The sequence below is a fragment of the Streptomyces sp. A5-4 genome (assembly GCF_051131715.1).
GTDB lineage: Bacteria > Actinomycetota > Actinomycetes > Streptomycetales > Streptomycetaceae > Streptomyces.
Window position 1 is genome coordinate 3,998,771 of sequence record NZ_CP178591.1, and the last position, 12,107, is coordinate 4,010,877.

Genomic DNA, 12,107 nt, shown 5'->3' on the forward strand with positions numbered 1-12,107 from the left:
CGGTCCGTGACCGTGGTTCCGCGGCGCAGGGGGGCGGCCCCGCTCGCGGGTCGTGGCGGTGTCCTGTCTTCGGCAGGGCGCCCGGGGAGCGCAACGAGGATGGGCATGGCTGAGACGACAGTCGAGAACTCGCGTCCAGTACAGCGGGCACGGTCGCGGGGAACCGCCAAGGTGGGGGAGCCGGAACTGCGGCAGTTGCTCGACGGACTCACCGCGGTGCGGGACGGCGACTTCGGCACGCGGCTGCCCGACGAGACGGACGGGCTGCTCGGCGAGATCGCCACCGTGTTCAACGGCATGGTCGATCAGCTCTCGCTGTTCACGTCCGAGGTGACCCGGGTCGCGCGCGAGGTCGGCACCGAAGGAACACTGGGCGGCCAGGCCGAGGTGCCCGGTGTCTCCGGCACCTGGGCGGACCTCACCGATTCGGTGAACGCGATGGCGGGCAATCTCACCACCCAGGTCCGCGACATCGCCCATGTGGCCACAGCCGTCGCCCGGGGCGATCTGTCGCAGAAGATCGACGTGGACGCGCGTGGGGAGATCCTGGAGCTGAAGGAGACCATCAACACGATGGTCGACCAGCTGTCCGCGTTCGCCGACGAAGTCACCCGCGTCGCCCGCGAAGTGGGCACCGACGGGCGGCTCGGTGGGCAGGCCGACGTCAAGGGTGTCTCCGGCACCTGGCGCGACCTCACCGACTCCGTGAACTTCATGGCGGGCAACCTGACCGCGCAGGTGCGCTCCATCGCGCAGGTCGCCACGGCGGTCGCCCAGGGCGATCTGTCGCAGAAGATCGATGTGGATGCCCGGGGCGAGATCCTGGAGCTGAAGGAGACCATCAACACGATGGTCGACCAGCTGTCCGCGTTCGCCGACGAGGTCACCCGGGTGGCCCGTGAGGTCGGTACGGAGGGGCGGCTCGGCGGTCAGGCCGACGTCAAGGGTGTCTCCGGCACCTGGAAGGACCTCACCGAGTCGGTCAACGTCATGGGCGACAACCTGACGGCCCAGGTGCGTTCCATCGCCGAGGTCACCACGGCCGTCGCGCAGGGAGACCTCACCCAGAAGATCCGGGTGGACGCGCGTGGGGAGATCCTGGAGCTGAAGGAGACCATCAACACGATGGTCGACCAGCTGTCCGCGTTCGCCGACGAAGTCACCCGCGTCGCCCGCGAGGTGGGCACCGAGGGCAATCTCGGTGGGCAGGCGACCGTCCGGGGCGCCTCCGGCACCTGGAAGGACCTCACCGACAACGTCAATGTGATGGCCTCCAACCTCACGGGCCAGGTGCGTTCCATCGCCGACGTCGCCAACGCCGTGGCGCGCGGCGACCTGTCCCGCAAGATCACCGTCGAGGCGAAGGGCGAGGTCGCCGCGCTGGCCGAGGTCATCAACACGATGGTCGACACCCTGTCCGCGTTCGCCGACGAGGTGACCCGCGTGGCGCGCGAGGTCGGCACCGAGGGGCGGCTCGGCGGCCAGGCCCGGGTGCCGAACGTCGCCGGCACCTGGAAGGACCTCACCGACAACGTCAACTCCATGGCGAACAACCTGACCGGGCAGGTCCGCAACATCGCCCTGGTCACCACCGCCGTCGCCAATGGCGACCTGTCGAAGAAGATCGACGTGGACGCGCGCGGCGAGATCCTGGAGCTGAAGACCACCATCAACACGATGGTCGACCAGCTGTCCGCGTTCGCCGCCGAAGTCACCCGCGTCGCCCGCGAGGTGGGCAGCGAGGGCCGCCTCGGCGGACAGGCCGAGGTCGAAGGCGTGTCCGGCACCTGGAAGCGCCTCACCGAGAACGTGAACGAGCTGGCGGGCAACCTCACCCGACAGGTGCGGGCCATCGCCGAGGTCGCCAGCGCCGTCGCCGAGGGCGACCTGACGCGGTCCATCACCGTGGACGCCTCCGGTGAGGTCGCGGAGCTGAAGGACAACATCAACTCGATGGTCGGCTCGCTGCGCGAGACCACCCGGGCCAACCAGGAACAGGACTGGCTGAAGTCCAACCTGGCCCGGATCTCGGGCCTGATGCAGGGCCACCGCGATCTGGCCGTGGTCGGTGAGCTGGTCATGGACGAGCTCACCCCGCTCGTCTCCGCCCAGTACGGCGCCTTCTACCTCGCGGAGGACACCCCGGACGGCACCGAGCTCGGGCTCGTCGGCTCGTACGGGCGCCCTGCCGGGAGCGCCGGCCCCCAGCGTTTCAAGCTGGGCGAGTCCCTGGTGGGCCAGGCGGCCCGCAGCCGCCGGACCATCGCCGCCGACGGGGTGCCCGGCGACTACGTGAGCATCTCCTCGGGGCTCGGCCGGACGACACCCGGCAGCATGATCGTGCTGCCGATCGTCGTCGACGACCAGGTGCTGGGCGTCATCGAGCTCGCCTCGTTCACGGCGTTCACCGCCGTCCACCGGGACTTCCTGGAGCAGCTCATGGAGATGGTGGGCGTCAACGTCAACACCATCGTGGCCAACGCCCGCACCGATGAGCTGCTCGACGAATCGCAGCGACTCGCGGGTGAACTGCAGTCCCGGTCCAGCGAGTTGCAGGTTCAGCAGGAGGAACTCCAGCGGTCCAACGCGGAGTTGGAGGAGAAGGCCGCGCTGCTGGCCGCCCAGAACAGCGACATCGAGGGCAAGAACCTGGAGATCGAGCAGGCGCGGCAGGAGCTGGAGGACCGCGCCCAGCAGCTGTCGCTGGCGTCCAAGTACAAGTCGGAGTTCCTGGCCAACATGAGCCACGAACTGCGGACCCCGCTCAACAGCCTGCTGATCCTGGCCCAGTTGCTCGCCCAGAACCCGAACCGCAACCTCACCTCCAAGCAGGTCGAGTACGCGGGCATCATCCACTCGGCTGGCTCCGACCTGCTTCAGCTGATCAACGACATCCTCGACCTGTCCAAGGTCGAGGCGGGCAAAATGGACATCCATCCGGAGCGCGTCGCGGTGCGTCAGCTCCTGGACTACGTCGAGGCCACGTTCCGGCCGATGACCACGCAGAAGAGCCTCGACTTCACGATCACCACCGCGCCCGGTGTGCCGGTGGACCTGCTCACCGACGACTCCCGGCTCCGGCAGGTCCTGCGGAACCTGCTCTCCAACGCGGTGAAGTTCACCGAGCGCGGCCGGGTGGAACTCCGTATCGAACCGGCGTCCGACAGTGAGCTTCCCGGTGTGGTCCACCGAGGTGGCGCCGTCGTGGCCTTCCGCGTCAAGGACTCCGGGATCGGCATCGCCGAGCAACAGCTGAAGACCATCTTCGGGGCGTTCCAGCAGGCGGACGGCACCACCAGCCGCAAGTACGGGGGCACCGGTCTCGGGCTGTCCATCAGCCGCGAGATCGCCCATCTGCTCGGCGGCGCGCTCACGGCCGAGAGCGCACCCGGCCAGGGCAGTTCCTTCACGCTGTATCTGCCGGTCGCCCGCGCCGACTTCCGCGAGCACGCGCCGGACGGCCCGGCCGGCCCGGCGGACAAGGGCGCCGAGGCGGCGGGGAGCGAGCAGCGGGCCCCGGTCGCCGCGCCCGCCCCGCCACGGCAACCGCGCCGGCTGCTCGTCATCGAGCAGCGCCCGCGCGGGCTGCTCTCCCTCGTCGCCGAGAGCGCCGTCGCCGAGCTCTCCGGCGGCCACGAGCGCACCGCCCGCGAGGACATCGAGGTCATCGCGGCGGTGAGCCCGCAGGAGGCCGCCGGCGCCCTCGCCACCGAACCGTTCCACTGCGTGGTGCTGGAGCTGGACATGGCCGACGGCGAGGCGCTGCGGTTCCTGGACACGATGGACGGCGACCCCGCGCTGCGGTCCGTCCCCGTACTCGCGCACAACAACCGGCGGCTGGACGCGGCGCACGAGCAGGCACTCCAGTCACGGGCCCGCAAGCGGCCGTTGGAGCTGCTGTCCAGCCTCGACGAGCTGCGCGAACGCATCGCGCTGCATCTGTCCGCCGAGCAGCCGGGCGCCGTGGTGCCCCTGGTCAGGACCGAGGAGACGCGTCGCCAGACGCCGCTCACGATCGACACCGGGCTGCACGGCCGTACCGTGCTCGTCGTCGACGACGACGCCCGCAACCTCTACGCGCTCAGCGGCATCCTGGAACTGCACGACATCCAGGTCCTGCACGCCGAGAACGGCCGTAAGGGGATCGAGGCACTCGTCCGGCACCCGCGCATCGACCTGATCCTGATGGACGTGATGATGCCGGAGATGGACGGGTACGAGGCCACGGCCGAGATCCGGCAGATGCCCGAGCACGCCGGTATCCCCATCATCGCGGTCACCGCGAAGGCGATGCCCGGGGACCGGGAGAAGAGTCTCGCCTCCGGGGCGAGCGACTACGTCACCAAGCCGGTGGACGCCAATGACCTGATCGCGTGTGTCAGCCGCTGGCTGAACGACAGCCAGGGGCCGACAGCGCCATGAGCACTCCTGAACACCATGGAGACGCCGTCGCGGACGGCGCGGTGCCGGCGCCCCGCCCCCGCAGGGACCACGGTCCCGAGGGGGTTGCGGAGACGGCGCCGGGCCAGGACTCCGCCGTCGGACGCCTCGCCGCCACGGTCGCGCGGCTGCGCGAGGAGGTACGCGCCGCGCATGCCGCTGCCGACGGCCGTGCCCTCGTCGAGCTCGCCAAGGGCATTTTGATCGAGCGGCTCGGGTGCGGTCCGGCGCAGGCCTCGCGCCAGCTCGCGGAACTCGCCGGGCAGACGGGCCTGTCCCAGGTCGAGCTGGCCGCGGACATCATCAATCAGGCGGCCCGCGACCAAGTCGCCCATATCGCCGAGGAGTTCATCCGGCGGACGAGCGGCGAAGCGGCGAGTGACGGGCCGGGTGGGTCGCGCGACGGGTCGAGTGGCCCGGCGGCCGACGGTACGGGCCAGAGAAACGCGGGCTCCTCCGTCGCCGTACGCCTGCGCACCGCCGAGAGCGCCGCGCTGGCCGCCGGGGACACCCAGGCCGTCGCCGAATCCCTGCTCGAACACGCCCTCGCCCCGTTGGGGGCCACCGCGGTGGCCGTCTGGACGGCCAGTTCGGACGCCTCGCTCACCCTGCGCGGGCACGCCGGATTCAGCGCCGAAGAAGCGGGACGCTGGCGATACGTACCCCCTGGTGTGACGACGGTCGCCCGGCAGGCACTCAGCGAGAGACGCGCCGTCCACTTCTCCTCGCTCGCCAAGGAGGGCATCCCCTCCATCGGCCACAAGGAGACACCGGACGGTGGTCGGATCGCCCTGCCCGCCGGAACGGGCGGACGCGTACACGGCGTACTGGAGATCTGCTGGCCCCGGCCGCTCACGCCTCAGCCACCCGCCGTCGCACGCCAGATCGAAGCCCTGGCCGAGCTGTGCGCCCACACCCTCGAAGGCCTCCCCGAGCCGGGGGTCCATTCCCCGGTGCCGCGCGTGCCCGCAGATGTCGCCGAGCTGGTGGATCTCGCCGACGGGCTGTACGACCCCGCGCTGGTCCTCACGCCGCAGCTCGACGCGGAAGGTCACCTCAGCGACTTCCGGATCCGTCATGTGAACAGTGACTTCGTCGATCCGGCGGGGCGCCCCCGCAGCAGCGTCAACGGCGCCCTGTTGCTGGAGGCCTACCCCACGGCCGCCGGTGCCAGCGAGCTCTTCGAGAAGATCGAGCGCGTCTACGCCACCGGTGAGCCCTTCCGCGCCCGGCGGATGACACTGACCGCCCTCGTCGACCAGGTGCCCCTCGCGTCCGTCGCGGACCTCAGCATCAGCCGGCACGGCGACAGCGTCCTGCTCATCTGGCGCATCGAGGACGAGACGCCCCGGCTCGCCAGCCTGCTGCAGCATGCTCAACGGCTGGGCCGCATCGGCGGTTTCGAGGAGAACCTCGTGACGGGCGAGATCACCTGGAACAGTCAGCTCTTCGCCCTCTACGGACGGGCGGCCACCGCGGAGCCGGTGTCCCTGCAGGATCTCAGCGAGCACGCGCACCCGGACGACGCCGTGCTCATAGGCCGTTTCCTGCAGGCGGTCCTCCACCACCGCCGCGCGACCTCCACGGCTTTTCGGCTGATGCGCCCCGACGGGGTGACCCGGCACATGCGGGTCATCGCCGAGCCCGTTCTCGACGCCGACGACCGGCTCCTGGCCGTACGCGGTGCCTATCAGGACATCTCGTCCCAGCACTGGACCGAGGTGGCGCTCGCCGCGACCCGTGATCAACTCGCGCAGACCGAGCAGGAGTCGGCGGAGCGCAACCGGCTGACCCTGCAGCTCCAGCACGCCATCATGCCGCCGACCCGGGGCCCGCTCGACGCCCCCGGCCTGCAGATCGCCGTACGCTACCGGCCGGCCGAGACGGAGTCGCTGGTGGGCGGCGACTGGTACGACGCCGTCGTCCTGCCGTCCAAGCGGATACTGCTCTGCGTCGGGGACATCGCCGGCCACGGAATCAAGGCGGCCACCAGCATGGTGGTGCTGCGCAACGCCATGCGCGGTCTCGCCGTCACCGGCGCGGGCCCCGGCCAACTGCTGTCCTGGCTGAACATCGTGGCCCACCACCTCACCGAACAGGTCACCGCCACCGCGGTGTGCGGCCTCTTCGACCCGGAGACCCGGGTACTGCGCTGGGCCAGGGCGGGCCATCTGCCTCCGGTGCTGGTGCGGGGGCAGGACGCCAGCACTCTGCCGCTTCTCGGCGGGCTGCTGCTGGGCGCTCTCGCCGAGGCCGAGTACGAGGAGTCGGAAATTCAGCTGGAGCCGGACGACACGCTGCTGATGTACACCGACGGACTCGTCGAGCGCAAGGACACCGAGGTGCACGATTCCCTGGAGCAACTGCTCGGCACGGCGAAGGCCCCGGCCCGCAACCTGGAGCGCCGGCTCGACCGGCTCCTCACCCTCAGTAAGTCGGACACCGACGACGACACCTGCCTCATCGGTATTCAGGTGTCGTGACGCCGGTGAATTCAAGTGGGACGTTTGGTGGGCGCCTTTGCGGTCACACGAAAAGTGTCCCCACCATTCACCGGCAGGACAGGGCGTGATTGTTGTGACTGACCAGAAGAACGAGAAGTCCAAGGCGAAGACCGAGCAGGTCACGGGCAAGGTCAAGGAAACCGCCGGCCGGGCCGTGGGCAATGAGTCCCTGGAGGCGGAGGGCCGCGTCGAGCAGTCCAAGGGCGACGCGCGCCAGGCGAAGGAAAAGATCAAGGACACGTTCAAGCACTGACGTACCGAACTGCTTCTGTGGCCCGGACGGAGGAATTCTCCCGTCCGGGCCGCAGCCAGTCCTACCGCCGTACGTATCGCTCCGTGTTGCCGTCCCTACGGCCGTCCGTACCGGCTCAGGGGTGGTCGCCGGGGCCGTCGTGGTGCCCTGCGAGCGGGGTCGGCGAGAGCGCGGTGCTTCCCTCACCGGCCTCCAACAGGGTGTCCGCGGGGCCGACGATCAGCGGGTCGGGACTGCCGATCGCCTTGTCGTCCCTGTCGGTGTAGTCGAAGCGCCACAGCAGGCTGCGCATCGCCTCCAGCCTGCCGCGCTTCTTGTCGTTGTTCTTCACGACGGTCCACGGCGCGTGCTCGGTGTCGGTGGCCCGGAACATGTCGACCTTCGCCGCGGTGTACGCGTCCCACAGATCCAGCGAGGCGAGGTCCGTCGGCGACAGCTTCCACTGCCTGACCGGGTCGACCTGACGGATGGCGAACCGGGTGCGCTGCTCGTCGCGGGAGACCGAGAACCAGAACTTCACCAGCAGGACGCCGTCGTCGGCCAGCATCTGCTCGAACAGCGGGGTCTGTTCGAGGAAGTTCCGGCACTCGTGGGGTGTGCAGAAGCCCATCACGCGCTCGACTCCGGCCCGGTTGTACCAGGACCGGTCGAAGAAGGCGATCTCCCCCGCGGCCGGGAGGTGGGCGACGTAACGCTGGAAGTACCACTGGCCGGACTCGCGTTCGGTGGGCTTGCCCAGAGCCACCACGCGGGCGCCGCGGGGGTTGAGCCGCTCGGTGAAGCGCTGGATGGTGCCGCCCTTGCCGGCCGCGTCCCGCCCCTCACAGATCACCACGAGCCGCTGCCCGGTTTCGCGGACCCATCGCTGCAGCTTGAGCATCTCGATCTGCAGCATCCGCTTGTTCTGCTCGTACTCGCGGCGCCCGATCTTGCGGTCGTACGGATGGTTCTCCCGCCAGGTCCGCAGCGGTCGGCCGTCGTCGTCGAGCAGGACGGGCCGCTCGGGGTGACGGTCGTCGACCGTCAGCCCTTCGAGGAGCGTCCTGTCGCCGGGGCCGGTCCCGGAACTGTCCTCGGCCTCAGTCATGAGTCATGTCGCCGCTCAGCCGCCACCGTGATCACGTTCCCCAGGTTATGGATGGCCGGTGCCCTCCGCAGACTCAGTGCCCGAGCCTCGCCCGCCCAATCACACTATTCGCGGAGGAATTCCTCGGCATCGCGGGCCAGCAGCGCGGCCTGCACCCTGTTGTCGCACTCAAGCTTCGCCAGGATGCGGCTGACGTACGTCTTCACGGTGGCCAGGCCGGGCACCACCGTGGTCGCCAGGAAGTAGAGCGTGTTGACCAGCCCGAGGGTCAGCGGTGAGAAGTCGGGCCACGCGGAGGCGGTGCCGACACCGATGAACAGCACGTACGAGGCGGTGAACGCGGCCAGGGCGCGGCCCGCCCCCGCGATCCTGCGCCCCGCGGACCAGCCCGCGACGATCATCAGCACCGAGAATCCGGTCACCGAGCCGCTCATCGCGGCCGCCACCACGAGCACGCTGACGGGCAGCCTGCGCCGGAGCAGCGACAGGGCGGCGACGGCGATCGCGGTACCGAGCTGCACCGCGCGGAGGCGGGTGCTGAGTACGTGACTACTTAAGTACGTGACTACTTGGGTATGTCAGGTGCTCTTGTCGCGCTTCGCCGACTCGGCCTCGGCTTCGGCCTGCTTGGCCTGAACCTCGGGATCGAGTGCCTGACCACTGCCGTCGACCGAGGTCAGCGGCGCACGGTCGGGAATCTCGGTGGCGGCGGGGGGCTCGACCAGCCAGTCGGGGTTGGCCTGCTTGTCCCACCACTTCCAGGCGGCGAACGCACCGCCCGCCAGCACACCGACCACGGCGAGGCCCTTGGCAAGACGACCGGCCCTCGCCCGCCGCTCGTGCTTCTTGACGAGCTTCCTGATCTCCTTCTGCGAGACCTGTCCGCGCAGGGCGGCCAGGGCCGCCGCGCTGCGTGCGGTGGCCTCCTCGCGAAGGGGCTGGGCGCTGGCCACCGCGTGTTCCACACGCGGCACCGTGTAGTCCGCGGCCTGCCGGGCGGCGTGCCGGGTGCGAACGGCGGCCCGGTGCGCGGCCTTGTCGACCTTCGGGGGCACGTGGGTGCGGGCCTGCTCCACCCGCGGTGCCACATGTGCTCCGTAGTGGACCTTGGCCTGCTGCGCCGCTTGCGACACCTTGGGCGCGAGTCGTACGCGGGTCTCGTGCGCGAAATGCGTGGCCTGGTCCTTGGCCGTACCGGCGTAGGGCGCCACCACTTCCGCGGCGTGCAGCACGCTCTCCTTGGCCGATTCGGATGCGGCGCGCACGCTGTCGATGCGGGTCACTGGATCCTCCTCCTTGGTGGCGGTTCGGTTACTCGCCTTTCCGCCCATTTCGAGATCATGCCTGTCAGCGGCCTTTGAGGCACGTGTGGACGGGCATCCGGGTCATGAAAGGGTCATAAATGGGTCATGCGAGGTGACTTCGGGCATTGCGGTGCAAGGGGCGCTTGTGACCGACAATGCCACGGTTCGTCGCCGGGCGCCCCGGTTCTGCCGCTACTCGTCGCAAACCGGTCCGTGCGAGGATCGGACATATCCATGTGGACGTTTGAGGAAGGCAGCACCGTGGCCGAGCAGCTTTACGCCACCCTGAAGACCAACCAGGGCGACATCCAGGTACGGCTCCTGCCGAACCACGCACCGAAGACGGTCAAGAATTTCGTGGAGCTCGCCAACGGTGAGCGCGAGTGGACGAACCCGACCTCCGGCAAGAAGGTCACGGACCGGCTGTACGACGGGACCGTCTTCCACCGTGTGATCAGCGGTTTCATGATTCAGGGCGGTGACCCGCTGGGCAACGGCACGGGTGGCCCCGGTTACGAGTTCGAGGACGAGTTCCACCCCGACCTCGCCTTCGACAGGCCGTACCTGCTGGCGATGGCCAACGCGGGTCCGGGCACCAACGGCTCGCAGTTCTTCATCACGGTGTCGCCGACCGCGTGGCTGACCCGCAAGCACACGATTTTCGGTGAGATCACGGATCCGGCCAGTCAGAAGGTCGTGGACGGCATCATCGCCGTGCCGACCAACTCGCGCACCGACCGCCCGGTCTCCGACATCGTCATCGAGACGGTCGTCGTCGAGACCCGCTGACGGTCGCGCCTCCTACGACCGCACGCCGTTACGGGAACCATCCCGCCCCGCCCGTCCGTAGTGGATAGGCGGGGCGTGGTGCGTTGAGCCGCGCCGCGGGCCGTACCGCCACTGGGCACCGAGCCGATGGGCACCGAGCCGACAGGCACCAGTTTCAAGGGGACCGATGGACCAGCCGCCAGGAAACCCGGACCAGAGCGCCGCCGCCACCGGCGGCCCGCCGACCTGCTACCGGCACCCGGGTCGTGAGACGGGCATCCGGTGCACCCGCTGCGAGCGCCCGATCTGCCCGGAGTGCATGGTCGACGCCTCGGTCGGTTTCCAGTGCCCCGACTGTGTCCGCGAGGGATCGGGTACGGGCCACTCGCCGACCGCGAACCAGCCGCGCACGCTGGCGGGCGGGACGATCGCGGCGGACCCCCGCCTGGTCACCAAGGTGCTGCTGGCGATCAACGTGGCTCTCTTCATCGCGGTGCTGGCGACCGGGAGCCGGCTGGTCGGAGATCTCGACCTCATCGGTCTGGCCAGGGACTACCGGACCTACCAGGTGGTGGGGGTCGCGGACGGCCAGTGGTACCGGCTGGTCACCGCGATGTTCCTGCACGAGGAGATCTGGCACATCGGGTTCAACATGCTGGGCCTGTGGTGGCTCGGCGCACCGCTGGAGGCGGCGCTGGGCCGCACCCGCTTCCTGGCGCTCTATCTGCTCTCGGGCCTGGCGGGCAGTGCGCTCACCTATCTCGTCGCCGCACCGAATCAGCCGTCCCTCGGCGCGTCCGGCGCGATCTTCGGGCTGCTGGGCGCCACGGCCGTGCTGATGCGGCGCATGAACTACGACATGAAGCCGGTCCTGGTGCTTCTCGCACTGAACCTGCTCTTCACCTTCACGTGGAGCGGGATCGCCTGGGAGGCGCACATCGGCGGGCTGGTCGCCGGCGTCGCCCTGGCGATCGGCCTGGTGCACGCGCCGCGCAAGCATCGGGCACTGGTGCAGTGGGGTACCTGCGCCCTGGTCCTGGCCGTTGTCCTCGTCATGGTGCTGGCCCGCACCGCCACGCTCTCCTGAACGATTTCCACACCGGTTGTCGCCCGGTTGTCCACAGCGAGTGGCGGATCTTGTGCATCCTGTGGGGAACAGCTGTGCCCCTTGGTCCTGAACTGGGTTTTCCCAGTAAGGGCAAGGGGCGGGCCGTGTCACCCAAGGGGCCTAGCCGGTCACACCGGCGTCAACGTCCTGGAAGTTATCCACAGATCTTCCGACCTTTTCCACCTGTGTGGACAACGCTGTGGATAACCTCTGGTCAAGGCTTGCGGAACCGGGCCGGCAGGGGCCCGGGACGCGCTACTTCCACTGCGTGGAGACACCGAAGCCGGCGGCGATGAAGCCGAAGCCGACCACGATGTTCCAGTTACCGAAGCTCTTGATCGGGAGATCGCCCTCGGTCACGTAGAAGACCACGATCCAGGCGAGTCCGATCAGGAAGAACGCCAACATGATCGGGGCGACCCAGCTGCGGTTCGTCAGCTTGATGCTCGTTGCCTGCTTGGAGGCGGAAGGCGTGGTGAATTCTGCCTTCTTGCGGATACGTGACTTCGGCACGAGGGACTCTCCTGTCGATGCGCTGCGTTACCGCGCAGGGAACTGTGGCTGGTGCCTGGGGCGGGAGCTGCGGGAACGCTGCCTCCCCCGGGCGTCCGTTAGCGTAGTGCTTCCGCGGCGTAGAAGGAGA

General features: G+C 69.2%; 9 protein-coding genes. 5 read left to right on the forward strand and 4 right to left on the reverse strand.

The features are described 5' to 3' along the window. Positions 1-105 precede the first annotated feature (105 nt). From ACLLJJ_RS18405 to ACLLJJ_RS18415, 3 genes are all read left to right on the forward strand, one after another. The gene (locus ACLLJJ_RS18405) at positions 106-4,422 is read left to right on the forward strand and encodes a HAMP domain-containing protein (RefSeq protein ID WP_434592632.1); all 4,317 of its coding nucleotides are present in this window, start codon (positions 106-108) and stop codon (positions 4,420-4,422) included. Beyond that, the gene (locus ACLLJJ_RS18410; protein WP_434592634.1) at positions 4,419-6,923 is read left to right on the forward strand and encodes a SpoIIE family protein phosphatase; all 2,505 of its coding nucleotides are present in this window, start codon (positions 4,419-4,421) and stop codon (positions 6,921-6,923) included. The genes ACLLJJ_RS18405 and ACLLJJ_RS18410 overlap by 4 nt, the downstream gene beginning before the upstream one ends. A 94-nt stretch (positions 6,924-7,017) precedes the next feature. Continuing rightward, complete coding sequence (locus tag ACLLJJ_RS18415) at positions 7,018-7,197, forward strand: CsbD family protein (protein WP_434600452.1); 180 nt, start codon at positions 7,018-7,020, stop codon at positions 7,195-7,197. A 115-nt stretch (positions 7,198-7,312) separates the two neighbouring features. Here ACLLJJ_RS18415 and ppk2 read toward each other — a convergent pair whose 3' ends face one another. The 3 genes from ppk2 to ACLLJJ_RS18430 all read right to left on the reverse strand — a co-directional run bounded on the left by ppk2 (position 7,313) and on the right by ACLLJJ_RS18430 (position 9,567). Next, positions 7,313-8,284, reverse strand: a complete 972-nt coding sequence (ppk2, locus tag ACLLJJ_RS18420) for a polyphosphate kinase 2 (protein WP_434592636.1) — start codon at positions 8,282-8,284, stop codon at positions 7,313-7,315. Between the two features lie 104 nt (positions 8,285-8,388). Next, on the reverse strand, positions 8,389-8,805 hold the full coding sequence (locus ACLLJJ_RS18425) for a hypothetical protein (RefSeq protein WP_434592638.1): 417 nt from the start codon (positions 8,803-8,805) through the stop codon (positions 8,389-8,391). Between the two features lie 57 nt (positions 8,806-8,862). Then, positions 8,863-9,567, reverse strand: coding sequence for a DUF5324 family protein (locus tag ACLLJJ_RS18430; RefSeq protein ID WP_434592639.1), 705 nt, complete (start codon positions 9,565-9,567; stop codon positions 8,863-8,865). Between the two features lie 282 nt (positions 9,568-9,849). Here ACLLJJ_RS18430 and ACLLJJ_RS18435 point away from each other — a divergent pair, with 282 nt between their 5' ends. Then, on the forward strand, positions 9,850-10,377 hold the full coding sequence (locus ACLLJJ_RS18435; protein ID WP_434592642.1) for a peptidylprolyl isomerase: 528 nt from the start codon (positions 9,850-9,852) through the stop codon (positions 10,375-10,377). Between the two features lie 166 nt (positions 10,378-10,543). Further along, complete coding sequence (locus tag ACLLJJ_RS18440; RefSeq protein ID WP_434592644.1) at positions 10,544-11,443, forward strand: rhomboid family intramembrane serine protease; 900 nt, start codon at positions 10,544-10,546, stop codon at positions 11,441-11,443. 276 nt (positions 11,444-11,719) lie between these two features. Here ACLLJJ_RS18440 and crgA read toward each other — a convergent pair whose 3' ends face one another. Beyond that, positions 11,720-11,977: a cell division protein CrgA gene (gene crgA / locus ACLLJJ_RS18445; RefSeq protein ID WP_434592646.1), complete on the reverse strand. Its 258-nt coding sequence runs from the start codon at positions 11,975-11,977 to the stop codon at positions 11,720-11,722. Positions 11,978-12,107: the final 130 nt, after the last annotated feature.

Coding starts and splice junctions, on each gene's coding strand:
- ACLLJJ_RS18405 (WP_434592632.1), top strand. CDS start 106: ATGGCTGAGACGACAGTCGAGAACTCGCGTCCAGTACAGCGGGCACGG.
- ACLLJJ_RS18410 (WP_434592634.1), top strand. CDS start 4,419: ATGAGCACTCCTGAACACCATGGAGACGCCGTCGCGGACGGCGCGGTG.
- ppk2 (WP_434592636.1), bottom strand. CDS start 8,284: ATGACTGAGGCCGAGGACAGTTCCGGGACCGGCCCCGGCGACAGGACG.
- ACLLJJ_RS18440 (WP_434592644.1), top strand. CDS start 10,544: ATGGACCAGCCGCCAGGAAACCCGGACCAGAGCGCCGCCGCCACCGGC.